23 protein-coding genes and 2 pseudogenes are annotated in these 23324 nt (G+C 59.5%); 14 read left to right on the forward strand and 11 right to left on the reverse strand.

Annotation, left to right across the window (positions count from 1 at the left end):
- Positions 1 to 156 precede the first annotated feature (156 nt).
- Positions 157 to 1101 (forward strand): UDP-3-O-acyl-N-acetylglucosamine deacetylase, encoded by a 945-nt coding sequence (gene lpxC, locus AB1555_11405; protein ID MEW6247299.1) that lies wholly within the window; start codon positions 157 to 159, stop codon positions 1099 to 1101.
- 448 nt (positions 1102 to 1549) lie between these two features.
- Here the strand turns inward: lpxC and AB1555_11410 are convergent, their stop codons facing one another.
- Positions 1550 to 2059, reverse strand: coding sequence for a winged helix-turn-helix domain-containing protein (locus AB1555_11410; protein ID MEW6247300.1), 510 nt, complete (start codon positions 2057 to 2059; stop codon positions 1550 to 1552).
- A gap of 333 nt (positions 2060 to 2392) precedes the next feature.
- On the opposite strand from AB1555_11410, the gene AB1555_11415 reads away from it, so the two are divergent.
- Together AB1555_11415 and AB1555_11420 are read left to right on the forward strand one after the other, a co-directional pair.
- The gene (locus AB1555_11415) at positions 2393 to 3205 is read left to right on the forward strand and encodes an inositol monophosphatase family protein (protein MEW6247301.1); all 813 of its coding nucleotides are present in this window, start codon (positions 2393 to 2395) and stop codon (positions 3203 to 3205) included.
- 92 nt (positions 3206 to 3297) lie between these two features.
- Positions 3298 to 3567, forward strand: a complete 270-nt coding sequence (locus AB1555_11420; GenBank protein ID MEW6247302.1) for a hypothetical protein — start codon at positions 3298 to 3300, stop codon at positions 3565 to 3567.
- 33 nt (positions 3568 to 3600) lie between these two features.
- Here the strand turns inward: AB1555_11420 and AB1555_11425 are convergent, their stop codons facing one another.
- From AB1555_11425 to AB1555_11450, 6 genes are all read right to left on the reverse strand, one after another.
- Positions 3601 to 3933, reverse strand: coding sequence for an arsenosugar biosynthesis-associated peroxidase-like protein (locus AB1555_11425; protein ID MEW6247303.1), 333 nt, complete (start codon positions 3931 to 3933; stop codon positions 3601 to 3603).
- A gap of 100 nt (positions 3934 to 4033) precedes the next feature.
- Positions 4034 to 5044: an NAD-dependent epimerase/dehydratase family protein gene (locus AB1555_11430; protein MEW6247304.1), complete on the reverse strand. Its 1011-nt coding sequence runs from the start codon at positions 5042 to 5044 to the stop codon at positions 4034 to 4036.
- Between the two features lie 66 nt (positions 5045 to 5110).
- Positions 5111 to 6973, reverse strand: coding sequence for a RiPP maturation radical SAM C-methyltransferase (locus AB1555_11435; GenBank protein ID MEW6247305.1), 1863 nt, complete (start codon positions 6971 to 6973; stop codon positions 5111 to 5113).
- 37 nt (positions 6974 to 7010) lie between these two features.
- Positions 7011 to 7361, reverse strand: a complete 351-nt coding sequence (locus tag AB1555_11440) for a 4a-hydroxytetrahydrobiopterin dehydratase (GenBank protein MEW6247306.1) — start codon at positions 7359 to 7361, stop codon at positions 7011 to 7013.
- Between the two features lie 93 nt (positions 7362 to 7454).
- Positions 7455 to 8501, reverse strand: coding sequence for a chromosome partitioning protein ParB (locus AB1555_11445; protein ID MEW6247307.1), 1047 nt, complete (start codon positions 8499 to 8501; stop codon positions 7455 to 7457).
- A 723-nt stretch (positions 8502 to 9224) separates the two neighbouring features.
- On the reverse strand, positions 9225 to 10043 hold the full coding sequence (locus tag AB1555_11450) for a polyphosphate kinase 2 family protein (GenBank protein MEW6247308.1): 819 nt from the start codon (positions 10041 to 10043) through the stop codon (positions 9225 to 9227).
- A 43-nt stretch (positions 10044 to 10086) separates the two neighbouring features.
- Here AB1555_11450 and AB1555_11455 point away from each other — a divergent pair.
- Positions 10087 to 10493 (forward strand): annotated as a pseudogene (locus tag AB1555_11455) (SAM-dependent methyltransferase).
- 52 nt (positions 10494 to 10545) lie between these two features.
- Here AB1555_11455 and AB1555_11460 read toward each other — a convergent pair.
- Complete coding sequence (locus AB1555_11460; GenBank protein MEW6247309.1) at positions 10546 to 10794, reverse strand: hypothetical protein; 249 nt, start codon at positions 10792 to 10794, stop codon at positions 10546 to 10548.
- Between the two features lie 324 nt (positions 10795 to 11118).
- Between AB1555_11460 and AB1555_11465 the strand changes: the two genes are divergently transcribed.
- The 8 genes from AB1555_11465 to AB1555_11500 all read left to right on the forward strand — a co-directional run bounded on the left by AB1555_11465 (position 11119) and on the right by AB1555_11500 (position 18826).
- A complete protein-coding gene (locus AB1555_11465) occupies positions 11119 to 13419 on the forward strand; it encodes a DEAD/DEAH box helicase family protein (GenBank protein ID MEW6247310.1) in 2301 nt (766 codons plus the stop codon).
- Between the two features lie 11 nt (positions 13420 to 13430).
- Positions 13431 to 13643: a hypothetical protein gene (locus AB1555_11470; protein ID MEW6247311.1), complete on the forward strand. Its 213-nt coding sequence runs from the start codon at positions 13431 to 13433 to the stop codon at positions 13641 to 13643.
- 59 nt (positions 13644 to 13702) lie between these two features.
- Positions 13703 to 13897 (forward strand): type II toxin-antitoxin system RelE/ParE family toxin, encoded by a 195-nt coding sequence (locus tag AB1555_11475; protein ID MEW6247312.1) that lies wholly within the window; start codon positions 13703 to 13705, stop codon positions 13895 to 13897.
- A complete protein-coding gene (locus AB1555_11480) occupies positions 13894 to 15654 on the forward strand; it encodes a class I SAM-dependent DNA methyltransferase (GenBank protein ID MEW6247313.1) in 1761 nt (586 codons plus the stop codon). The genes AB1555_11475 and AB1555_11480 overlap by 4 nt, the downstream gene beginning before the upstream one ends.
- Positions 15651 to 16907 carry a restriction endonuclease subunit S gene (locus tag AB1555_11485; protein ID MEW6247314.1) on the forward strand — a complete coding sequence of 419 codons (1257 nt, stop codon included), beginning with the start codon at positions 15651 to 15653 and terminating at the stop codon, positions 16905 to 16907. The genes AB1555_11480 and AB1555_11485 overlap by 4 nt, the downstream gene beginning before the upstream one ends.
- A gap of 123 nt (positions 16908 to 17030) precedes the next feature.
- Positions 17031 to 17903 carry an ATP-binding protein gene (locus AB1555_11490; protein MEW6247315.1) on the forward strand — a complete coding sequence of 291 codons (873 nt, stop codon included), beginning with the start codon at positions 17031 to 17033 and terminating at the stop codon, positions 17901 to 17903.
- 25 nt (positions 17904 to 17928) lie between these two features.
- On the forward strand, positions 17929 to 18288 hold the full coding sequence (locus tag AB1555_11495) for an STAS-like domain-containing protein (protein MEW6247316.1): 360 nt from the start codon (positions 17929 to 17931) through the stop codon (positions 18286 to 18288).
- Positions 18281 to 18826 carry a PIN domain-containing protein gene (locus tag AB1555_11500; protein ID MEW6247317.1) on the forward strand — a complete coding sequence of 182 codons (546 nt, stop codon included), beginning with the start codon at positions 18281 to 18283 and terminating at the stop codon, positions 18824 to 18826. The genes AB1555_11495 and AB1555_11500 overlap by 8 nt, the downstream gene beginning before the upstream one ends.
- Before the next feature lie 66 nt (positions 18827 to 18892).
- On the opposite strand, the pseudogene AB1555_11505 reads toward AB1555_11500, so the two are convergent.
- The 3 genes and pseudogenes from AB1555_11505 to AB1555_11515 all read right to left on the reverse strand — a co-directional run bounded on the left by AB1555_11505 (position 18893) and on the right by AB1555_11515 (position 21803).
- Positions 18893 to 20043, reverse strand: a pseudogene (locus tag AB1555_11505) (IS3 family transposase).
- A 409-nt stretch (positions 20044 to 20452) separates the two neighbouring features.
- On the reverse strand, positions 20453 to 21013 hold the full coding sequence (locus AB1555_11510) for a Panacea domain-containing protein (protein MEW6247318.1): 561 nt from the start codon (positions 21011 to 21013) through the stop codon (positions 20453 to 20455).
- A gap of 517 nt (positions 21014 to 21530) precedes the next feature.
- Positions 21531 to 21803 carry a hypothetical protein gene (locus AB1555_11515; protein ID MEW6247319.1) on the reverse strand — a complete coding sequence of 91 codons (273 nt, stop codon included), beginning with the start codon at positions 21801 to 21803 and terminating at the stop codon, positions 21531 to 21533.
- A 675-nt stretch (positions 21804 to 22478) separates the two neighbouring features.
- On the opposite strand from AB1555_11515, the gene AB1555_11520 reads away from it, so the two are divergent.
- On the forward strand, positions 22479 to 22685 hold the full coding sequence (locus AB1555_11520; protein MEW6247320.1) for a 2-oxoisovalerate dehydrogenase: 207 nt from the start codon (positions 22479 to 22481) through the stop codon (positions 22683 to 22685).
- Positions 22682 to 22924: a type II toxin-antitoxin system HicA family toxin gene (locus AB1555_11525; protein ID MEW6247321.1), complete on the forward strand. Its 243-nt coding sequence runs from the start codon at positions 22682 to 22684 to the stop codon at positions 22922 to 22924. Before AB1555_11520 ends, AB1555_11525 begins: the two co-directional genes overlap by 4 nt.
- Positions 22925 to 23324: the final 400 nt, after the last annotated feature.

Here is a 23324-nt window from a genome sequence, read left to right on the forward strand (position 1 = left end):
AGCCACACGTGTGAGTTTTTTACAACAAGACCATTTATCCAGCCTGAACGAATCTGCTAAACGATTTCATAGCGTTACAGAGTTTTCGAGAGCATACCGCTATGGCATGCCCGTTGCTATGTCCTTTCCCGGTCTTCATAGGGGCGTTCAGATCCGATGCGTTCTCAGCACACGATCGCGGACACGGTTTCCTGCTCAGGAGTGGGCCTTCACACCGGTCAGCCTGTCACGCTCACCCTTCGACCGGCGCCGCCGGACACGGGTACCGTCTTTCTTGTTCGGAACGGGTCTTCCCATATCGCGCTCGGCGCTTCGGTCGAGAACCTGGCCTCGACCGAACTCTGCACGGCGATCAGCGGTCAGGGCTCCCAGGTCAAGACCATCGAGCATATCCTCGCCGCGCTCGCCGGCTTGGAAGTCGATAACGTCTATGTTGAACTGGACGCCGGAGAAGTGCCGGTGATGGACGGCAGCGCCGGACCCTTTGTGCAGATGGTCCGAGCGGCGGGGATCATCCCGCAACACCGTCCTCAGCCGTTCTTAAAGATCACCCAACCGATCGAGGTCGTTGACGGATCGAAGCGGATCAGAATCGAGCCCAGCTCGACGCCGCGGATCACGTACTCCATTCAGTACAGCCATCCTCTGATTCAGACGCAGAGTTATAGTTACGACCATTCCGTCTCGGCGTTCGAACGGGACATCGCCGACGCCAGGACTTTTGGCTTCCTGCACGAAGTCGAAGCGCTTTGGTCGAGAGGCCTCGCCAAAGGCGGTTCGCTCGACAACACGATCGTCCTGACCCGCGACGGGGTCCTGAACACGTCCGGTCTCCGGTATCAGGATGAGTTCGTTCGGCACAAGGTGCTCGATTTGATCGGAGACATCGCCTTGCTGGGCGTTCCGTTCATCGGCCATCTGATCGCCGAACGGTCCGGACATGCCCTCCACACCAAGCTGGTGGAACACATTCTTCAGCAGCCCGACAAATGGGTGTTACTGAACCTGCACGAGGGCAGCGCCGCCTCCGCTTCTCGCCCCGTGGTCAACGTCCCTCGGCCGGCCTATGGCCTGGCCATGCACGCCTCCACCGTCCAATAATCTCTCTTCATCCTTTGAAAACGGGCTCGGGGCCAGAGGCCCTGGGCTAGAGGTCGGAGTCTCTTCCCCTCTTGCCCCAAGCCTCTTTCCTCTCGCCCTCTCATGATGTTCATCGTGTGTGGGTGAGCCATCGCTCATGGGGACTGTGTAGGAAAAGCCGTCAGCGGTCAGCTCTCAGCCGTCGGCTTCACTCCCACCCTCCCCTCCCCCTTCAAGGGGGAGGGTCTCGGGGAGGGGATTTTTCATGGTGCGGAGTGAGCTCAACGCTCTTAGAAACCGTCGTGAAGAGGCGATCGTGGTAAGAGAAAAAAGAACGCCGGAGGCAAGTGGCCTCACCCCCGGCGTTGAACCGAGGCGGGGTTACTTCTTCTTCTTCTTCGCTGCCTTCTTCGTCGCCAAGACTCTCACCTCCCTTCGCGATTAGAAACACGACCCCGCCGACGTCAGCTTACACGGCTTCGGTCAGAGGGATTTCCAGCGCCTCAAATGTGTTGGGGCCCACTTTTCTGAACCGCTTATCGCGCTTCAATGATGTCGCGACCGACGTCAGCGGCGTTTTCCCTTTGATTTGCAATCCACCCTCGACAAGACGTTGCAACAATTCCTTCGCGTGCATCGCCCGGTTGGCTTCGCGGAGAATCTGATAGGCGGCCTCGGGCACGCTTTTCCCGACGTACTTGGTGCGGCCCAGCAGGATCTCCCGAGATTGATCCGTAACGTCCGTGACCGGAAGCGGACGGGCCCCCTTCTCATCGGTGATGATTTGGCTGGAAAGGCTGGCGAGCTTTGCTTTGTCGGCTTCCACCCGGTAGAGAGTCTCGGCGAGTTCGAGATACTTTTTGATCGTCGCAATTTCTTCATCGAGGCGTCGGCGCTTTTTCTCCAACTCCTGCAGGCGGTTGCGATAAGCGCTGATTCGCTGCTCCAGACCGACCAGGATGTCTGTCAATTCTTCCACAAGCCCCACCTCTCAGAAGCATGCTTGCTTTATAGCATTGCTTTGCGTATTTGTCAACTAAAAACATTACAAGTCTCAAATATATTCATCGATCATCCAACATGCTCACGAATCCAGTATGCATTTAAAAGCAAGAAAAGCCTTGCTCAATAAGGCTTATAGTTCATCACATGCAATTTTTCAAATGGTTACGAGTTAATGCAGGAAGAGCCTCACGCCAACCACGGTCCTGAATAATCCTGGGCTCGGCTTCTTGTTGATTCTCGCACGAACTCGATCGGCTATCGCCCGCGCCGGCGTTCCTGCAGTCGTTCCGTGTTATGATCGGGCACGATGAGCGACGTGATACCTCCCCTCTCTGTCTCCTTTTGCGACAGTCTCAAGACCATCGCTGTGGAAGCGGCCCGGAAGGCCGGTGCGATCCTGCAGCAGCATGCGCGCTCGGGCTTTCGGATCGAATACAAGAACGTCGTGAACCTGGTAACCGATGCGGACCACCGGGCCGAGCAGGCGATCGTCGATTGCATCAAGGCTGCCCACCCCTCGCACCGGATCTTTGCCGAAGAGCGAGGGCGACAGATCGGCGACCCTTCTCCGTTTCAGTGGATCATCGATCCATTGGACGGAACCACGAACTTCGCGCACGGGTATCCCGCCTACTGCGTGTCGATCGGCCTGGAATACGACGGACAGTGTCTGCTGGGAGTGGTGTACGATCCGACGAGAGACGAGCTGTTCACGGCCGTGGCCGGACAGGGCGCGTACCTGAACGGCGCCCGCATTCATATCTCCGCCGTGCAACGGCTCGATCAGGCCCTGCTCGTCACGGGCTTTGCCTACGACATCCGGGACACGCCGGCCAACAATTTGGATCACTTCGCCCGATTCGCGTTGCGCGCGCAAGGGCTGCGGCGCACGGGCACGGCCGCGCTCGACCTGTGCTATGTCGCCGCCGGTCGATTCGACGGCTTCTGGGAACTGAAGCTGCAGCCATGGGACATGGCGGCCGGAACGGTGATCCTCCGGGAGGCGGGCGGGCGAGTGTCGAATTTCAAAGGCGGGCCGCTCTCAATCTACGATCAGGAACTGGTGGCCAGTAACGGGCTGATCCATGAAGCCATGCTGGCGGTCCTGGCGCTGGGCTGAACGCCGGCGGCGACTTCCCGGACCGCACCCGGTGTACAGGAGCCGACGAGATGGGCTAAGATGCGTCATCACGCATTCTACAGGGGGGCACCATGGCAACCTATGTTCCGCCCGGCCAGGTCAGTCAGCCGGCTCAGAAAAACCCCGACGTGTGGGATGTCGAACTGCTCCGCGTGCTCGTATCCCGAAACGGCAAGCAAGTTAGCGCCGAGTGGGCGATTCATCCTCAGCTCAAACACGACCTCCTGCCGCATGAATGGAGCGAAGTGAAGGACCTCATGGCCAAGGTCACCGCCATCGTCGGCGCCCGCTTCTCCCGGGTCTTGTCGGAGGTGGAACCCGATCCGCCGGGCAACGCCTGAGAGCCTCCTCGCCCCTTGGGGCTTGCCCGGAGCTCACATCGTGAGATTGTCCGCCACGTTCCGCATCTGAACGCCGTGCACCAGCGAGGCGCCGCCCCGGATGGCGCATGCGACATGGACGGCTTCCGTCATCTCCTCCACGTTCGAGCCTTTTTCGAGACACGCCTGCGTGTACGCGTCGATGCAGTAGGGGCACTGCACGGCATGGGCCACGCCGAGCGCAATGAGCGCCTTTTCCCGCTCCGTCAGCGTTCCCTCAGCAAACACGGCGTTGTAATAGCTCATGAACTTTTCCCACAATTCCTTGTTGCCCTTGCCCATGTCGGCGAACTTACCCAAGTCTTTGGGATGGTAATAGGTCTCCATGAGTCACTCCGCAATAGTGAACGATGAACGTTGGAGATGGATCCCGACACGACCGATCTGACAATTCCCAATTCCTACTTCATAATTCCTGCTTTCGCTATCATGCCGGCAGGTAGCCGTTCGCCTTGAACCAGGCCAGCGCGTCACGGATCGCGTGCTCCACCGGGCGGCGCGGATAGCCCAGCTCGCGGATGGCCTTGGAGCAGTCATACTGCTGCATGTGCGCGAGCATTTCCACAAAGAACCCGGGCACAGGCGCCGGCCGACGGAAGATCGTGCGGAACACCGTGTCACCCCACTTGGCGCCGACACGGGCCAACGCAAACGGAACCGGCACCAACGGCGGCCACACGCCGGCGACCCGCGCGATCAGGGCGTTGAGCTCTTTTTGCGTGGTGTTCCAATTCCCGAGGATATACCGCTCGCCGACCCGCCCCCGCTCGGCGGCGAGAATCATGCCTTCCGCCACGTCCCGCACATCGATCGCGTTCACGGGTCCGTCCACGTACGCCGGCATCATCCGCTTCGCGATCATCAGAATCTGCGTGCCGCTGGTCGGCTTGCTGTCGAACGGGCCGAAAAACGCGGTCGGGTTGATCACCACCGCCGGCACGCCGTTCTTGGCCGCCGCCAGCACTTCGTTCTCCATCGCGATCTTCGACATCAGATACGGGTTGTTCCTGTATTTGGTGGTGAACGCGCAGTCCTCGTCGGCGAGTCGGCCGGGCTGCGCGGGGAAGCCGATCGTCGTCAGGGTGCTGGTGAAGACGAGCCGTTCGACCGAGGCGCGTTGCACCGCCTGGAGCAGATTGCCGGTTTCGGTGAGCGCCTGTTTCGTCGCAGCCTCGACGGGAATCGTCTGCAAAGGGTAGTAGCTGGCCGCCTGGTAGACGACACGCGCCCCCTCACAGGCCCGCACCAGCGATTCTGCGTCGTTCAGGTCGCCGTCGACCCGTTCGATCTCGAGACCGCGCAACATCAGATGCCCGACCGCCTGGCGGCTGGACTGAATGGGCCGGACCAGGACGCGGACCTGGTCGCCTCTGGCCAGCAACGCTCGGACGAGGTTGGCGCCGAGCTGCCCGGTCCCTCCCACAACCAAAACTTTCATGCCGGTTTCCTTCCGGAAAAGGAGAAGCGAGGCAAGCAGCCGGAAGAGCCCCGCAGGCCCGGACCGTCACAAGAAGGGATGCTCGGGAATAGCCAGGGTCAAGTATTTGCCTTTCTCTTCGTACACCATGCGCTTCGCGGCCAATTGCGCGAGTAGCGCCGCAATCGTGTCGGCCGAATAGTCCGCCTGCGGCTCGCGCGCCTGCAGGGCGCTGCGAACCTGCTCCGCCGACTTGGGCGCCTCGTTGCAACATTCGATGATGAACGACGCCGGCCAATCGAAGCGCTCGCGTGTCGGCGAGCCGGGATTCCGCCCGTCGTACACGGTGATGTACCGCATCGCCTTGGAATAATACAAAAACGGCTTGTCGTCGGAGGCATACCGCCGCTGCCACTCGTGTACCGCATCTACCAGCTCCTGGTAGACATCAGGATCGACCTGCCAGTCCTCCAGTTTGTACTCGAAATCATAGGCGATCTTCATCAAGTCGACCTGCCGGGCGTCATAGACATACTCGTAGGCCAACCCCGGTCCGGTGATCCGCACGCCGTACTGGTGGGGCCGCATGAAATACGGGCTGAACCGCTCCAACCAGAACTTGCCCACCGCCTCGGGCGGCTGCAGATGGAACAGGGAGGGGATCAACTCGATCTGCCGACGATAGTCCTCGTTGGTCTCGCCGGGAAAGCCGAGCAGGATATTCCAGGAAACGACGATCCGGTAGTAATAACTCCACTTGAGGCACAGGATGTTCTGCATCGGGCTGACGCCCTTGTCCATCGCCTGCAACTGGTTCTGGCTCAGGCTCTCCAGTCCCGGCTGCATGCATTTCACGCCGCCCGCTGCCAGCGTGCGGATCTGCTGCTTCTGGAGATTACTCTTGGTTTCGATGAACACATCGAGGTCGCAGTGTTCCGCCGCAAGCCTCCCGAACAGGTTCTCGATGTATTTCATGTCGATGATATTGTCGACGAGCCGGAAGCGCGTGGTGTCGTAGCGGCTAGAGAGATACTCCAGCTCGCGCATCACCTGCTCGGGCGCCTTCGCCCGAAATTTCATGCTCTGCGCGTTCAGCCCGCAGAACGTGCAATGGTGTTTCTCGCCCCACCAGCAGCCGCGCGAGCCTTCATAGAGCAGAATGCGATCGAGCCCGCGGAACGACTCGGCGCCCAATTCCGCCAACTGCCGGTAGTAGTCGTCGTAATCGGGCGGGCCGGTGCGCGCGAAGTCGCTGAAGAGCGACGGGTTGGGCTCGAACCGGACCTGACCGTCTCTGCGATAGGCCACGCCTTTGGGATACGCATCGTCCTTCCCTTCCAAGATCTGCGTGACCAGCGGCGGGAAGACCTCCTCGCCCTCGCCGACCACCACGAAGTCGATCCAGGGGAACGCGCGGAAGTATTCCAGCCCCATGTCGCCGTCGTAGTTGGCGCCGCCGAAGACAATCTTGACCTGGGGATACAGATCCTTGATGAGCTTCGCCATCGTGAGGCTGGCGACGTTCTGATCGAAGGTGGAGGTGAAGCCGACGATGCGGTACCGGCCCCAATCGATCGCCGTCATGGCCCACGTCAGGAACTGCGGCGCGATCCGGTTGGCCATCTCGTCGAAGTAGGCCGCCGGCTGTCCGCTCTCGCGCGAGAGCTGTTCGAAGACCGGCTTGAACATGCGCGGATAGTCGGCGCGTTTCGGGTTGTCGCGGAAGAGCAGGTAGGAAAAGAGCCATTCTCCGAACAGCGCCCGTTTCTCGCAGATCGATTCGTACAGCGGCACGCCGATCTTGTGGGCGAACCGGACGTTCAGATAGTGGCACTCGACGCCAATTCCCTTGGACTTCAACAGGGCGGTGAGCGTGCCCAGTTGAATGGACGGGTACTTCGAGTAGCTGAAGGGCATGTTGACGAGCGCCACCGGCGCCTTGTCGTTCATCGTCTCTTCCCTTCGGTCAGCCCGCCCGGCGCAGCTCTTACGCCGCCGTCGCCCGGAAAGGCTCGAACTCCCGGTCCGCCTTCGCGGCCAGGTAGAAGTCGCTCTCGGTCAATCCGTTGATCTTGTGGGTCCAGACCTCGACCTTGCACTTGCCCCAGGCCAGGTACAAGTCCGGGTGGTGGCCCTCCGCTTCCGCCACCGCGCCGACCTTGTTCACGAAGTCCAACGCCTGCTTGAAATCCTTGAACGTATAGAGCCGCTCCAGATGGCCGTCTTTGTTGAGTTGCCAGCCGCGTCCGAGTTCTTTCAGTAATTCCTGGACGCGGGCTTCGGGCAGCGGCGGCACGCCGCCCCGGCAAGGCACGCACTTGTTATCCGCAAGCCCCATATGGTTCCTCCTTCACTGCCGTCACAGAAGCAGCGGTACAGTTCGGAAACGTCATTCTAACGGCACCCAGACTGCCCCCGCAACCAGGGTGCCTCAGTCGCCTTCCTCCGCCGCGCCGCCCGACCTTGCCAGATCCTCCGCCTTGATCTTGTCCGGGTTGAACTTGGCTGCGGCCTTCACCATACGATCGAGCGCCTCATCGAAACTCAACGGGGCGGCATCCTTGGGCCGGAAGCGGATCGGGTTCACCCGCGCGACCACGAAGCTTTTGAGATAAGGACTGGTCAAGCCTTTGGCCTTCAGCGCTTCGACCTGCTGCGCGATGAGATCATCCAACGCCAGCACGACCTTCGCCCGCTGCCCGCGAACCTCCAGCGCCGCGCGCAGCGGCTGCTTGAGAAACTCATCCACCCGTTTCAGCACCGGATGGTACGCGCCGCCGCTGAAACGGGGCCGCTCCTCATAACAGAGACCCAGGGTGATCAACGCCGGCTCCTCGAATTCCAGCGCGTAGGTTTCCTCGGTGACATCGTCCAGACGAGCCAACTCTCGGTACATGCGGATGACCTCGAGGGCCTTCTCCCGCAGGTTGTGGGCCTTCTCCGTGTTCAACGCGAGGATTTGATAGGCCGCCGACGCTTCCGGCACCACGATCGCCGTGATGCTTTTCGCTCCCAGCGTCCGCATCGCGGAAAGCCGATGATGCCCGTTCGGCGTCCAGTATTTGACGCGGCTTCCCGACTCTTCGCTCCCCTTACCCCTATATCCCTCTACCTCTCTACCTCCCTCCCGAGGCGCGCGGACCGCCACGATCGGATCAAGGAAGCGCCCGATCTTCCCGATCACCGCCTCCAGTTTCCGCACGTGACTGTCGGAGAGATTCCGCTGATACGGCGTCGGCTCGACCAGGTCGATGGGCAACGCCGCGAAGACCAACCACTTTCCGCCATAGGGTTCGCGGTAGACCGACAGGACCTTTCCCCCATCGTTCTCGATCGCCCGATGCAGCTCCGCCACGTCGGCAGGCGGCGCGGCGGCCTGCAGCTCGGTTGCGGTCAGGCCGGCCGATGCGCCGGCGGGTTTGCGGCGGCGGCGGGCCGTTCCGACCGGTTTAGGAGCCTTGAGTTTCCTCTCTGCCATACGTGGGAGATATGGTAGGCCACCCTCGGAGGAAAAGGAAAGCCCCTCGCCCCGCCTTGAAAACAACCAACAGCTGCCCCCTCCCTCCCCCATCGAAGGGGAGGGTGAGGGAGGGTCGATTTTCATCCTACAGGGTGAGCCAACGGCTCATGAGCACTACAGAGGATATGTGGAATGGAAAGTTGAGAACACGGCTGGAAACGACATGGGCTACCCTCCGGAAGGTAGCCCATGCATGGCGCTTAGGACGCCGAGTAATCGTATTTTACTTGTTTCGGGTAGACCCGCGCGATTGGGGAGCTGCTGAGGCTTCTGGTCGGGGGAGAACCGGTAACTCCCAGGCGCTTGTGTTCCTCATGCTCGCCTCAGGTTCTCCGACTTTGTAAGGCTCTAGTCCGGGTGGTCTGTGGTGCCGTGAGGCACAGCCGTTGAAGAACCGGCTAGCATGACCGAGCAGAAGCCCGCCCTCGACTCGGCGGGCCGCTCTGGCCAGGTGGAGTACGATCGTCCATCAATCCACCTCCTCCCGTTCGGGAGTCTCCCGGGAGTCTTGATGACAGTCGCGCGGTCTGCCGACTCCCTGCACCTGATCAATCACTCGACAGGTTGCAGGGTCTATGTACTCCTCACGGAGGCGAGTGTCAATGGGGTAGAAAGAGGCTCTGGAAGGGTTCTCGCGCAGACCCGACGCCGCGCAACGCGGGATCGTTTTTCGTTTTCGTCCTATACGATCGTGAGATGCTCGAAGTCCACATCCGCCGGCGCAGGCGGACAGGTGAGCTTCATGTCCTCCAACGCTGAAACAACCGTGTCGGCGACCACCAGGTTGCGATACCACTTCCGGTTCGCCGGCACCACGTACCACGGCGCGCATTCCGTGCTGGTGGCGGAGAGCATGTCCTCGAACGCCTCCATGTATTCGTCCCAGTATTGCCGCTCCTCCAGGTCCCCGGCATCGAATTTCCAGCGCTTCTCGGGATCATTCACCCGCTCTTCCAGCCGTTCGCGCTGTTCGTCCTTCGAGATATGCAGAAAGAACTTCAGGATCGTCGTCCCGTTTCCATGCAACAGCTCTTCGAAAGCGTTGATGCGATCGAACCGCTCCTCGACCCGCTGTCCGGAGATCATGCCGTGCACGCGCGTAATCAGCACGTCCTCGTAGTGCGAGCGGTTGAAGATCCCGATATAGCCTTTCGGCGGCACCTCCCGATGGACGCGCCACAGAAAGTCATACGCCGACTCGACCGGCGTGGGAGCTTTGAAAGACGTCACCCGGCACCCCTGCGGGTTGACGGCGCGCATCACCTTCTTGATGGTGCCGTCCTTGCCGCTGGTGTCCATGCCTTGGAGCACGATGAGCAGCGCCCGGTCCGCATTGGCGTACAGTCGTTCCTGAAGGCCAGCGACGCTCTTAGCAAGTTTCTTGGTCTTCGCTTTCGCCTTCGCCTTGTCTTTCGCAGTCTTCTTGTAGGTTCCCGTGTCATCGGGATCGAGTTTGCGGAGCTTGAGCTTCGTACCCGGCTTGACCCGATACTGTTCCATGACTTGGCCCTCCGTCGGGGTGAAGGAAGCGACTTTCATTATCTATCACTAGCCGTCGATCCTGGCGGCGCGGAAGCGGGCGAAAGAGGCGGGAGTGGAGAATGTGACCTTCAAGGTTGCCAAGTCCACGGGCTACCCGGGCAGGGGGTAGGACTTCGTCGCCCACTTCGCCTGCCTGCACGACATGGGCGATCCGGTCGGCGCGGCCGAGCACGTGCGTAACTCTCTGGCGCCTGACGGCACCTGTATGATTGTGGAACCGTTCTTGGGCGACAGGACCGAGGAGAACCTCAATCCGATCGGCCGGGGTTCTATGCCGCCTCGACGACGATCTGCATGCCGGCGTCGCTGGCCTACAAGGGTCCGGCCTTGGGCGCCCAAGCCAGGGAAGCGCGACTACGCGAGGTGGCGGCGAAAGGGAGCTTCACCCGCTTCCAGCGCGCTACTTAGACGCCGTTCAACCTGGTCCGGGAAGCCAGGCTCTGAATCCCGTTCCCGTTGGTCAGGCCGCGATCCGGCTCGATTCGACCTTCACGTCGCTGATGCTGGTGGTCCGGCCGGGTCGCAGTTCCTCGAGCGCGGGAATTTTGTCCGACTTGACCCCCAGGTCCAGCAAGTATCGGCGCATCCCGTCGTAGCTTGAAAAACTGCGCGAGCGTTTCGGCGCCTTGCCTTCCTCCTTCGGCTCGAAACTCACGTCAAACCGCCCGTCCTCACGCTTCTTCAGGGTAAACTTCCCTTCGACTTCCATCACTTCACCTCCTGGCCAACACGCTATTTGAGTAGCGCGCCGGATGGAGGATTTCAAGAGGCCTGGCGCCGCCAAGCCCGTTGGGTTTTCCCGTCCCCGGACGGCTCTCCCGACAAAGCGGTTTCTGGCTTCTGCTCATTACGCTGCGCCTCGGTTCGACCCCGTCGCTTTTTGGGCCGCCTTGTCTTATCCTTCTGCGTATCTGAGCGTTGGGTTGACCATCCAGACCCTGACCAGTTACGCTCCGCAACACGCCTGAGGCTGCAGTTCTGCAGGCACCTTGCGGAGCATGCGGCCGGACAGCGTGTAAGGAGCCAGCTCGGAATGTCGGCTCTGCAAGGGAAGGGCATGCCGGACTTTACGAAGGAAACGGACGCGCGAATTCTGATCGACGACCTGCTCAGACAAGCAGACTGGGACCCGTCCGACAAGTCGATGGTGCTGACAGAGGTAATGGCCACGCTGCCTGGCGGCGCAAGCGCCTCGGCCGAAGCGGCTGGGCACGGAGGAGCTTCATTGACCGGAGGAGCGAGTGAACCGAAAGCCGGGCGAGCCGACTATGTGCTGCTCGACCGGAACGGGAGACCGCTCGCCATCATCGAAGCGAAACGCACGGCCATCGATCCCTACACCGCTAAGCACCAGGCGCTCCCCTACGCCAGGAGTCTCGGCGCGCCGTTTATCTTCTTGACCAATGGTGAACTGATCTACTTCTGGGACTACACCAACGACGACGCGCGCATCGTCAACTCGTTTTATTCCCGGCGCGATCTCGAACGGCTGGTCCACGTCAGGGAGACGCGGCGGCCGCTGGCGACGATCGAGATTCCCGAGTTCTACCTGCGCCAAGGGGAGCAACGCCGGGTTCGTCCCTACCAGCAAAAGGCTATGCAGGCGCTGGATCAGGCTGTGGAATTGGGCAAGCGCCGGTTCCTTATTGAGCTGCCCACCGGAACCGGGAAGACGGACCTGATCTGCCTCTACCTTCAGCGCCTCATCAAAGCAGGCCGGGCAGAGCGCGTCCTCTTCCTGGTTGATCGAGACCAACTGGCCAAACAGGCAATCGAAGCCCTGCAAGACATCCTCAGCCAGTACGGGAGCTACTGGCTCAAGCCCGGCGCGGTTCGCCAAGAAAAACAGATCACTGTCTGCCTACTCCAAACCATGATCGGCCGGTATGCGGAGTTCACCAGCGGTTATTTCGACGTCGTCATCGCCGACGAATGCCACCGGTCCATCTATGGCGCCTGGCAAACCGCGCTAACCCATTTCGATGCCCTGCACATCGGCCTCACCGCGACTCCCTCCGCCTACATCGAACGGAACACTTTCCAGTTTTATCACTGCAAAGACAATCAGCCGGATTTTGCCTATTCGATTCAGCAGGCGTTTCGCGAGGGCTACCTGGTCCCCTACAAGTTTGCAACTGGCATCACGGTCCTCTTGGCCGAAGGCGCCGACGTGGAGGAGGAGCATTACGACCCGGTCGAGTTCGAGCATAAGTGGACCAATGAGGACACCAACCGGAAGATGATGCAAGAATTCGATCGGCTGGCCTGGGCGCACTATCGGGAGTTGGCGCCAGGGCAGAAGATCGGTCCAGGCAAGGCCATCGTGTTCGCGATTACCAAGCACCACGCGGCCAGGCTCGCCTATTACCTGAACGAACTGCACCACGAATATAACGGCCGCTACGCCGAAGTCATCACGAGCGACGTCCCGAACGCCGACGACCTCATTCGCAAGTTCAAGCGCGAAGACCTCCCGCAGATCGCGGTCAGCGTCGGGATGCTCGACACAGGGTTCGACTGCCGGGAGGTCCTCCATCTGGTCATGTGCCGCCGGGTGCGCAGCCCAATCCTGTACCAACAAATGCGGGGCCGGGGCACGCGGACCGCTCCGCATATCGGGAAGCGGGGCTTTGTCATCTACGATTTCTTCGGCAACCACGAGTACTTCAACGACAGTGAAGCCGACGTGTTCGTCAGCACCGGCGGCGGCCGCGCACCGGGTGGCGAACCGACACCGCCTAGACCGGTGCGCGACCTGATCGAGTTGGGGTTAGAGGACGAATGGCTTCAGGCGGTGACGTACGTAGAAGTCGGGCCGGAGGGCGAGCGAGTCGATAAACGCGACTATGTGACGAACTGGGAACGCACCATTCGTTCCACCGTGGCGGATGATCCTGTCATCCAGAAGATCCGAGCCGGACAGGCGCTCTCGGCCGAGGAAGAAGAGGCGCTGGCCGCGCGGCTGAACAACCCCAAGTACTATTTCAATGAAGACAACCTGCGGCGCGCCTACCGGAAGCCAGGCGGCAACTTGGTGGATTTCATCAAGCACGCGCTGGGCTTGGTGAAGGTGAAGAGCCGCGAAGAAGAGGTGACGGAGAATTTCCAGGCCTGGCTGGTCACGAAATCCCTGACACCGCAGCAGGCCCAGTACCTGTCATTGCTCAAGAATCGTGGGATCGTCGGCGGCAAGCTCGAGTTGGACGACCTCTTTAAGCCGCCCCTGTCGATCCTCAACGCGGCCGGCCTGGGCGTCGAGCTGTTCGGCGAGACGGGGCTTAAGGAAGTCATTCGGGACCTGAACGAATCGGTGTTAGTGAGAAGGTCGGTATAGGAGGAAACCAGATGAAACCCGCAGATGCGACCGCACAGGTGTTCCTGACCGCATTCGAGGCATTGCCGAAGATGGAGCGAGAAGCCGTGCTGCAACGCTTGTTCGCAACCCCGGCATTGAAAGAGGACCTCCTCGATGTGGCGCGATGGTACGAGCGGCGAGCTGAGCGCGCGCTGCCGTACCAGAAGGTACGCCAACGGCTAAAGAAGGCCGGGCGCCTGTGAGGTACCGGCTCGCGATCAAACCTGCGGCCGTGAAGGAATGAGAACGCCTCGACGATCCGTTGCTTCGCCGCATTGACGCGGCGATTCTCAAGCTGGCGGAAAACCCACGCCCGCATGGCCACAAGAAGCTCACTGGCGTGCCAGTGTATCGAATTCGAATCGGGGCCTACCGTGTCGTGTATGAAGTTGATGACGCCAAAGGACTCGTCACGGTCGTGACGATCGGTCATCGCCGCGAAGTGTACAGAACATGAACCAGGACCTCCGCAGAAAACTCGACCGCATCACCGATATCCTCTGGGCCGGGGGCGTCACGAACCCCGTCACCTACATCGAGCAGATCTCCTATCTCATCTACCTCAAGCTGCTGGACGAAGAGGAGGCCGACCGCGAACTACGGGCTCGACTTACGGGGGGCAAAGGCAATGGGAACGGGCGGTTGCTGTTTCCCAAGCAGGCCGAGCGGTACCGGTGGTCGAAATGGCGATTCAAGAGCGGCGAAGAGCTGCGGAACTTTGTCCGCGATGAAGTCTTTCCCTATATGGCCTCGCTCGTTAAAGAAGAGCCGAAGATTGCCGAGTATTTCCGCGACGCCGTTTTCGAGATCACTGACCCCAATGTCCTCAAGCAGGTCGTAGACGAATTGGACAGTCTCGATTTTCGCAAGCTCGGCACCGACGTCAAAGGCGACATCTTCGAATATCTCCTTACCCACCTCGGCCAGTCGGCGCTCAATGGCCAATTCCGGACCCCGCGCCAAATCCGCGCCATGATGGTCGAGATGGTGGACCCCGATCTCGGCGACACCATCTTCGACCCAGCCTGCGGCACCGGCGGCTTTCTGATTGACGCCGTCGAGTACATCCTGGCCAAGTACTCTGCCGAGCCACAGCGGGTGCCCATCTACGGAGAAGAGTGGCTGGAAAAGGTGAGCGAAGAGCAAAAGCGGCTGCCGACCATCCAGTGGTACCGAAAGGGGCCAGGAGAAAGGATTCCGGACTGGGACCTGCTGGAGCGCGCGCTCTACGGCTTTGACGTGAGCCGGCAGATGATGCGGATCGCTATGATGAACCTCGTACTTCATGGCATTCGCAAGGCCCAGGTCAAGAGGGCCAACTCGCTTTCCGAGATGGGCGGGCTGACGGAAGACGACCTGCGCCGCCGTTACAAGGTGATCCTGTCGAATCCCCCGTTTTCGGGCGTATTGCCGCAGGATTCGATTCGCAAAGATCTCCCCACGAACTCGAAGAAGAGCGAGCTACTCTTCCTGGGTGTCATGATGCAGGCCCTGGCACCCGGTGGCCGCTGCGCCGTGGTCGTGCCCGAGGGACTGCTCTTCGGCTCCACGAGCGCGCATGTGGAGTTGCGGCGCAAGCTCGTCGAGGACTATGAGCTACTGGCCGTGGTCTCCCTCCCGGCGGGTGTCTTCAAGCCCTACGCCGGCGTCAAGACCGGCGTGCTGGTCTTCCGCCGCCCCGTCTCGTCAGAGCCCTCTCCCCCTGGCAAGGGGAGAGATTCTTCCTCGATTGCCTCTCCCCACGGAGTGAGTGGGCCGTCATCTGCACCCTCTTCCCACCGCGGGAGAGGGGAGGATGAGGCGAAGTCTCTTTCCATCAATCGAAAGGTCTGGTTTTACGACGTGCGCGCAGACGGTTACGACCCGGACAAGATCGTCGGCGGCGGGCGTCCCGAGACCCCGGACCGCAACGACATTCCAGACCTGCTCCAGCAATGGGCGGCGTACAAAAAGTCCGGCTTCAAAGACCCGCCGGGTGTTGAGGCGGGCACGCTGCTCGAACCGGGGACCCCGGAGCACCGCTGCTGGTGGGCCACGCTCAACACGATTGCGGAGAACGATTACAACCTAGCGGCGGGCCGCTATAAGCCCCAGGTCGCAGAGAAGCCACCAGAAGAAGACCCGGCGCAGTTGATTCGGGAGGTGCTCACCATCGAGCGAGAGATCACGGAAGGATTAGAGAAGCTGCTCAAAGAAGTGGAGTCAGCAGTATGAAGTGGCCTACCTATTCACTTGGCCAGCTCTGTGAAATCTCGACAGGCCGGACGCCCTCCAGGGCACGGCCTGAGTATTTCGGTGGAGAACATGTATGGGTCACGATAAGCGATCTGAACGACGACGTGGTGTCAGATTCAAGGGAGCGAATTACCGACCTTGCCCTCACTGAAACAAACATTCAACCGGTGGCGCCAGGGACAGTTCTACTTGGGTACAAGTTAAGCCTTGGCAAGCTTGGCATAGCTGGAAAACGCCTTTACACGAATGAAGCAATAGCTGCGCTTCCGCCCAAGTCTGGCGTCCCAGTCTTAAATAAGTTCCTGTTGTACGCCCTGAAGCGTGTCGATTATCTGGCGCTCTGCCATGGTGCTGTGAAAGGAAACTGCCTTAACCGCGCGTCCTTGGAGCAAATAAGGGTTCCATTACCTCCCCTTTCTGAGCAGCGCCGAATCGTCGAGATCCTCGACCAGGCCGACGCGCTGCGCCGGAAGCGCGCCGAGGCCGACGCCAAGGCCGCCCGCATCCTCCCCGCCCTCTTCTACAAAATGTTCGGCGATCCGGTGACGAACCCGAGAGCCTGGGTGGTTCTCAGGATTGGGGATTTCGCAGACGTGCAGGGAGGGCTTCAATTGACACCCGCACGTAAAGAGTTGAGCTTAAAGGTTTCTTATCTTCGTGTGGCTAATATCTATCGTGATCAGTTGGATCTGAGCGAAATAAAGCTAATCGGAGCCACCAAAGATGAAATCGAGCGAACTCGACTAAGGCAAGACGATATTCTCATCGTTGAGGGACACGGCAATCCCTTGGAGATCGGTCGCTCTGCAGTCTGGAATGGTTCAATCGACCCCTGCGTTCATCAAAATCACCTGATCCGGGCGCGGGTTGACCAAAGCAAGGTGCTGCCGCTTTACATCAGCCATTTCTTAAATAGCAGCGGCGGCCGCCTCCAACTCATCAGGTCGGGTAAGACCACTTCGGGCTTGAACACAATCAGCGTGGGGAACGTTAAGGCGGTTAAGGTACCCGTACCTCCGCTTGATCTTCAAAAGCGTTATGTGGAAAAAGCTGAGACCGTGTCCGCTGCTGCCGACCATGGCCAATTGGCCAACGCTTCAATCGATCGGCTCTTTTTGTCTCTATTGGGTCACGCCTTCTCCGGAGCCCTCACCGCCAAGTGGCGCGAGGCTCACATGAGAGAGCTTCTAGGCGAGATGGAAGAGCAGGCTAAGGTAGTGGGCACAAAATGAAGGTGTGCAGCATGCTAGGCCATCTCTGACTATGATCAGGCTTTGGATCGCAGCGCTTGCCGCGGATTTAGTGATGAGCGCTTATTGAAAGCGCCGGCGGGTTAACCTTCAGGAGACAACCTCGTGAAAATTTCTTTGCCGGAGATCCGCCATAACCGTGCCGGTTTCGAGGAACTGGTTCGCCTGCATGCAACCCTCGAACCGTGTCGATTCACAACGATCGAGATCGATCTGGCCAAAGCCGATTGGTTCGATGCCGATATGTGCGCGCCTCTTGGCGCTGTGCTGTATTGTATCGGGTACAACGTCAATAAGGTGCAACTCGTCAATCTCCAACCTCAGATCGAGAGAATTCTGTCGAAGAACGGGTTCCTCAGCCATTACGGGCGTTTGCTAGCGCGGGATACCTACGGCACGACGATTCCTTATCAGCGGTTCGATGTAAAGGACGACCGATTCTTCGCGAGCTATGTCGAATCCAAATTCGTTCGGCGGACGGAGATGCCACGCATGTCATCCGGACTCGTGAAGCGTTTTCGCGAGAGCGTCTTTGAAATCTTCAGCAATGCCGTGATTCACTCGCAGACGGAGCTTGGAATTTTCAGTTGTGGCCAGTTCTTCCCAATGAAGAATCGATTGGACTTCTCCGTAGCTGATCTGGGCATAGGGATTCGGCGCAGTGTCCTGGAACATACCGGCTTGGATTTGCCGGCGGATAAGGCGATCGTCTGGGCGACGAGCGAGAGGAATACAACCAAACGCGGCCCCATCCCTGGAGGACTCGGATTGAAACTTCTAGCCGAATTCATCACCCTCAACGGAGGAAGGATTCAAATCGTTTCGGATGCCGGCTATTGGTCGCTAGAGAAGGGACATGTGCAGACCGCCCTGCTCAGTGCGCCGTTCCCGGGAACGGTGGTGAACGTTGAAATCAACACGGCCGATCGGCGATCCTATGTGCTCTCATCGGAAGTGAAGGAAACGGACATCTTTTAGTCTTTCCGCAAGAAAGGGATCAGTTATGGAGAAAGGAATCATCATTTCGCCGTATGAGATCGTTGGAAGTCCGCTGTGTGTGGCCTCGGACGATGGCCAAAAGGTCTTCCAGCGCATTGCCGCGGCTCTGAAGGAGGGGAGGACCGTCACGGTATCGTTCCGGAATGTCACGAGCCTCACCTCCGCCTTTCTGAACGCCGCTATCGGGCAACTCTACGGTTCATTCTCTCAGGAGGAGATACGAGCGCGACTTAAGGTGAAGGATATGGCCCCCGCAGATCTCGCCTTGCTGAAGCGCGTCGTCGATACAGCCAAAGAGTATTTCAAACATCCTGAACGATTCAGGAAGGCTGAGCGGGCTGCTCTGCGGGGAGAGAATGCCTGAGACGATTCGCCGAATAGATGACTACAGGTTCGCTCCATCCGACAAACTTCTCTTAGATGCCAACGTCTGGCTCTTCATTTACAGCCCCCAGTACAGGCCTACGGATCGGCGAGCAAAGGTCTACTCGACGGCATTAAAACGCATACTCGCTGCTCGTGGCACAATTTTCATTGACGCGATAGTTCTCTCGGAGTTCGTGAATGTCCTGGCTCGGCTGGCTTACAATAGTTTGTCCTCTACGAAGCGACCACCCGACTTCAAAGCGTTCCGAAACAGTTCCTCATTCCATGCGATTGCCGAGAGCATCGCGGACTCCTGCAAACGTATTCTTCAAATTGCAACGCGAATCGAGAGTGGCTTTACCTTATTGGACCCGGCAGATCTAATGAGCCGGTTCGCGGCGGGCAAGTCGGACCTTAATGATCTCTTGCTTACCCATTTATGCAGGACGCAATCGCTGACTCTGGTGACAGATGACGCCGATTTTCGTGGGAGCGGGCTTGCCATCCTTACCGCTAACGCGCACTTGCTGCGCTAGCACAGGCCAATTCGAAAGCAAGAAAAGGGGTCGGGATGAGCTAGCCCGGGTTTCGTGGACACCAAGTTAAGAGTCACTGATCCGTCGCTCGAACTCGAGCGGACTGAGATACGCCAGACTCTGATGCAGTCGCTGGCGATTATAGAACCCTTCGATGAACGCAAAGATCTCCCGGCTCGCCTCGTCCCGGGTATGATACATCTGGTGATGGATCAATTCCTTCTTCACGGTACTGAAGAAGCTCTCCGCCACGGCATTGTCGTAGCAATTGCCTTTCCGGCTCATGCTTGGCGTTATGCCGAGGGCTGCGAGGCGACGTTGGTACGCCAGGCAGCTGTATTGCGACCCCTGGTCCGAGTGATGAATGAGCCCGGGCTGGATGCGCCGTTGGCGCACCGCCATGGCGAGGGCCTCGAGCGTCAGCTGTTGGTCGGGCTTGGCGCTCATGGCCCAGCCGATCACCCGCCGCGAATACAGATCCAAGAGCACGGCCACATAGAGCCAGCCCGCTCGCGTCGGGACGTGGGTAAAATCCCCGCCCCACACCCGATTGAGCGTAGTGGTCACAAAGCGTTGGTGGAGGAGATTGGGCGCGGGCGGGGGCAGCTGATGGTGCTCGACGATGACGCGGAAGCGACGGATCCGCCGGGCTTCGAGGCCCGCTAGCTTGCGCAACCGCGCTACGCGATGACGGCCACACCGGACTCCGCTTTGGTTCACCGCGCGCCATCATTTCATCGCGCCGTACTCTTCCCGCGCCTGCTGATGCAGCCGGCGCAGCACGGGGAGGAGTTGCTGATCGGCGGCAGTACGGGCACTCATCGGCCGATCCCGCCAGGCATAGTAGCCGCTGCGACTGACGGCGAGGGCCGCGCACAAGCGGGTCACGCGATGCGTGCGTTCTTGAGTCCGGATAAACGCGTATCTCACGTGGACTCCCTCGCAAAGTAGGCGGCGGCTTTTTTTAAAATATCCCGCTCCTCGGTGACCCGAACCAACTCCCGCTTGAGACGTGCCAGTTCGGCAGCCGGTTCCGCTTGCCGACCGGAACCGGGAAACGCCCCGCCATGCTTGGCGACGTCCTTCTGCCATTTGTACAGACGATTGCGTGGGATACCAAGCTCACGGGCAATCTCAGCGGCCGGGCGTTGGCCGGCATTCAAAAGCTGCACCGCTTGTCGCTTAAACTCGGGAGTGAACCGTCGTCGCTGCCCCATGTCGCACCTCCTCAGGAGCTCATCGTGCCCCCTTTTGAGGTGTCCGTCAAACCCGGGCTAGCTCAGGAGTCGATTATTGAGAGGAAACCCGCGATTCGCGTAAAGGACTCCCGACCCTTTTTCTTCGTCCCGCTGTTTCCACCTCGGCGAACTCGATAATGACTTCGTCCTCGGTATAGCGATACAAAAGCCTTAAGAACCGTGGGACCGGGAGGCGGTAGGGCTGGGATCTGACGAGGTACCGGGGCGGGTTAAAGCCTGGAACGCGGTAGCCTATCTCGGGCTGTCGCGCCAAGCGCCACTCAAGCGCTCGAACGACGTTTCGCAGTAATGGATCTTTCTGTTCTTCCTGCTCAAGGTACTCCTTCGCAGCCGATTCAACGATGACAGTTCTGGCAACAGCCATGGGCTAGGCCGTCTTGCTTAAGACTCGCTTGGCCCATTTCACATCCTCGTCGGTTACTTCTCCAAGCTCTGAGGCCAGTGCTGCATACAGGGGGATCTCTTCTCCGATTTCAGCCAATTTCCAGATTGCGTCATGTGAGGCCAAGCTGATGGACGTCGCGGTATGCTTATGACACACCACGTCGATCACCGAGTCGATCAAGCTGATCTCGTCTGGTGTGAACATAGAGATGTCCGGCTTCCTCAGCGCGACATACTCCTTCTTTACCTTCCCGAAATACTCAACTTCCCGTACCGCCAGCGCTCCTTCGGCTTCAAGTTCGTCGACAATGCCAAGAATGTGTCGAGGAACCGGGCCGAATTGCTGTTTTGTGTATGTCTCGCCGGTGATCGATGCACCGGTTGTCGCATATGCGATCACATCCGAATACCAGAGAATCTTGTTCAGCTTCGTCGCTCCTAAGACCGAGGGGTCGTGACACTGAAAGCAGACGTAATGGACCAGCGCCTTTAGCTTGGTTCGATCAAGCGGCTGTTTCCCATTCTCTGGGACCACACGCGCCATACATTTCCTCCCGCGCCGGAGTGTAATGGAAAGCGAGCAATTATTCCTTCGAGGAAAGGACAAGAATTCGGATAAGGGAGCTCTGCGACGTTGATCCTAACAGGTGCATTATAGTGGCAGCCAAGAGAGACTGGCAAGAATTCAGATTAAAGAGAGAGTCGCGCCAATTGAGGGAGCTGGCGCAGCCTTAGGGAGAAAGAAAAGGTACCGCCGGAAAGAAAAGGTACCGGGAGTCTTTTGCTAGGTAGGCCGCGCACTCTCTAAGGCCTGACGAAGTCTTCCGAGGAGGCGTAAGCTCGAGGGCTTGCTAAAGACGGTGCAAGAGCCGGTGTGGGAGTGGTCGCATCAAAGGGTGTCAGCGGGCCCAAGACGAGCAGGTGCGAGCCGGGCCGGCGACTACCGCGGCTGCCAAGTGATCCGACAGATTCGGACCCTCATCGCCGCACTACGATCTGGATCCGTTTAAGCGGGTGGGTCGACACTCCTGAGTTGGCGACGCGTCGGGTGCTGTGTTCGGTTACTCGTCCTTCTTCGGCTGCGAATTCGCTTTCTTGGTCTTAAACGGCCCCGCACCGGGTCCTTTCGCCTCGGCTCCCCCCGGCCCGACTTCGGCTGATCCAGCTTTCAGCGGCCCCGCACTGGGTCCCTTGGCCTCAACGCCCCCCGGCCCGACTTCAACCGACGCGGCCTTGAATGGCCCGATACCGATCTTGGCCTCGGCGCAGCCAAAGCAAACGCCCGCGGCCATCAGGAGAATGAAGAATTGTGCCGCTTTGCGAGGTGTTTTCATGCTCGTCCCTCCGGTTTACATATTGTGTCAAAGGTACCAAACCGCTGGCACCTGTCAACGTGTACTACGCACAATCCACGATGATAGGGATTTCCGTGGGATGCGATGGGAACCCGCACCGAAACGCGCGCGAAACGGCGAATGGTGACATCCATGGAAGAGTGGCGGCAGGAGCTCAGTCCGGCTGACTCCTCAGGGTGTCGAGCCGGGTGATTCACAATCGATGATCAGCAGAGCAAGAAAAGGGGTCGGGAGTCTATTCTTGAGAGGACACCTGCGATTTGCATAGATATGCATCCTGTCTCCGTCGCCCCCGCGTGGCCGCTGCCGTTCTCACCTATCATGTCTGCATAATGAAACGACTCCCGACCCCTTTTATTCCGTCCGACCCCTTTTATTCCGTCCGTCAAGTTGTCCTCGTCAATATAGCAACCACGCAAAGTGATAAGGTGCCGGAGCCAGCCCCAATTGTCTTCCCGGGCTCTTCGGTTGAGCTCAGGAGAAGCGCGGTCCTTCGACAGCCTCAGAGCCGGTGAGGCTGAAGCATGGGCGGCGCAGGGGGTGGGTGAACCGGGATTGCGTTTGCGGGGTTGTGCCTATGCAGACTCACTGGACATCCTAGGCGAGTCGGTTTACCATGTGCACCAGGAATCTTGCTGCTGTCGAGGCATGATCATGAACGAACTGATCTTTGTGGTTGAAGAAGCCCCTGAGGGTGGCTACACAGCGCGCGCGCTTGGAGCCTCGATTTTCACCGAGGCCGACACGCTTGCGGAACTCCATGCCAAAGTCCGGGATGCTGTTCGGTGTCATTTCGACGAAGGGAAACACCCGAAAGTCGTTCGGCTCCATCACGTCCGTGAAGAAGTTATCGCGATATGAGACTTCCCCGTGAGCTTTCGGGGAACGATCTCGCGCACACCCTCCGCAAGCTCGGCTATCAAGTCACTCGTCAATCCGGCAGCCACCTGCGCTTGACCACTCAACAGCACGGCGAACACCACGTCACCATTCCACAGCACAATCCCCTTCGCATCGGGACCCTGTCCGGAATCCTTGCAGACATCGCCACACACTTTGAAGTGAGCCGCGACGAACTCGCTGAAAAACTCTTCGGCTAAAGGGTTGGGACTGACTAACAACTGCGGGCGGCCTGCGGCGAGCCGAGCCAGGCCGCGACCCTCGCAGAATCAGAGTCCTCGCCTCTCTGCTCCCGGGAAATGGTTTTGGGGTCGGGCTTTGATATCTTTGCAATCTTGCCGTCCGCCGGTCGCCACGCATGGGGAGAGGGCTTGGGGTGAGGGGTCGGAAACGGTGCCAGGCTGGTTTTTCAGTGTCCCTGGCTTCCAATTCGGCCGACCAGAGAAGTTCCGGGGCGGGAGAAAATGCTCGAGGGTCGTTTCTCGTCTCTGCGGGAAGGCCGAGTGATAAGGTGAAAGCCCTCGGAGCCTCATGATCTGATACTGGAGAGGTTTATCCGGCGGCGTCAATCGGGAGGGGCTTCGCCCGATGAACCGCCGG

Source organism: Nitrospirota bacterium (assembly GCA_040755395.1).
In the GTDB taxonomy this organism is placed as follows: domain Bacteria; phylum Nitrospirota; class Nitrospiria; order Nitrospirales; family Nitrospiraceae; genus DATLZU01.

What these genes read in the sequence shown, in the direction of transcription:
- AB1555_11470 (MEW6247311.1), top strand. Translation starts at nt 13,431, where the DNA reads ATGAAACCCGCAGATGCGACCGCACAGGTGTTCCTGACCGCATTCGAG.
- AB1555_11485 (MEW6247314.1), top strand. Translation starts at nt 15,651, where the DNA reads ATGAAGTGGCCTACCTATTCACTTGGCCAGCTCTGTGAAATCTCGACA.
- AB1555_11520 (MEW6247320.1), top strand. Translation starts at nt 22,479, where the DNA reads ATGAACGAACTGATCTTTGTGGTTGAAGAAGCCCCTGAGGGTGGCTAC.
- AB1555_11450 (MEW6247308.1), bottom strand. Translation starts at nt 10,043, where the DNA reads ATGGAACAGTATCGGGTCAAGCCGGGTACGAAGCTCAAGCTCCGCAAA.
- AB1555_11465 (MEW6247310.1), top strand. Translation starts at nt 11,119, where the DNA reads ATGTCGGCTCTGCAAGGGAAGGGCATGCCGGACTTTACGAAGGAAACG.
- AB1555_11445 (MEW6247307.1), bottom strand. Translation starts at nt 8,501, where the DNA reads ATGGCAGAGAGGAAACTCAAGGCTCCTAAACCGGTCGGAACGGCCCGC.
- AB1555_11460 (MEW6247309.1), bottom strand. Translation starts at nt 10,794, where the DNA reads ATGGAAGTCGAAGGGAAGTTTACCCTGAAGAAGCGTGAGGACGGGCGG.
- AB1555_11440 (MEW6247306.1), bottom strand. Translation starts at nt 7,361, where the DNA reads ATGGGGCTTGCGGATAACAAGTGCGTGCCTTGCCGGGGCGGCGTGCCG.
- AB1555_11495 (MEW6247316.1), top strand. Translation starts at nt 17,929, where the DNA reads ATGGAGAAAGGAATCATCATTTCGCCGTATGAGATCGTTGGAAGTCCG.
- AB1555_11510 (MEW6247318.1), bottom strand. Translation starts at nt 21,013, where the DNA reads ATGGCGCGTGTGGTCCCAGAGAATGGGAAACAGCCGCTTGATCGAACC.
- AB1555_11415 (MEW6247301.1), top strand. Translation starts at nt 2,393, where the DNA reads ATGAGCGACGTGATACCTCCCCTCTCTGTCTCCTTTTGCGACAGTCTC.
- AB1555_11420 (MEW6247302.1), top strand. Translation starts at nt 3,298, where the DNA reads ATGGCAACCTATGTTCCGCCCGGCCAGGTCAGTCAGCCGGCTCAGAAA.
- AB1555_11430 (MEW6247304.1), bottom strand. Translation starts at nt 5,044, where the DNA reads ATGAAAGTTTTGGTTGTGGGAGGGACCGGGCAGCTCGGCGCCAACCTC.
- AB1555_11500 (MEW6247317.1), top strand. Translation starts at nt 18,281, where the DNA reads ATGCCTGAGACGATTCGCCGAATAGATGACTACAGGTTCGCTCCATCC.
- AB1555_11515 (MEW6247319.1), bottom strand. Translation starts at nt 21,803, where the DNA reads ATGAAAACACCTCGCAAAGCGGCACAATTCTTCATTCTCCTGATGGCC.
- AB1555_11435 (MEW6247305.1), bottom strand. Translation starts at nt 6,973, where the DNA reads ATGAACGACAAGGCGCCGGTGGCGCTCGTCAACATGCCCTTCAGCTAC.
- AB1555_11480 (MEW6247313.1), top strand. Translation starts at nt 13,894, where the DNA reads ATGAACCAGGACCTCCGCAGAAAACTCGACCGCATCACCGATATCCTC.
- AB1555_11425 (MEW6247303.1), bottom strand. Translation starts at nt 3,933, where the DNA reads ATGGAGACCTATTACCATCCCAAAGACTTGGGTAAGTTCGCCGACATG.
- lpxC (MEW6247299.1), top strand. Translation starts at nt 157, where the DNA reads ATGCGTTCTCAGCACACGATCGCGGACACGGTTTCCTGCTCAGGAGTG.
- AB1555_11525 (MEW6247321.1), top strand. Translation starts at nt 22,682, where the DNA reads ATGAGACTTCCCCGTGAGCTTTCGGGGAACGATCTCGCGCACACCCTC.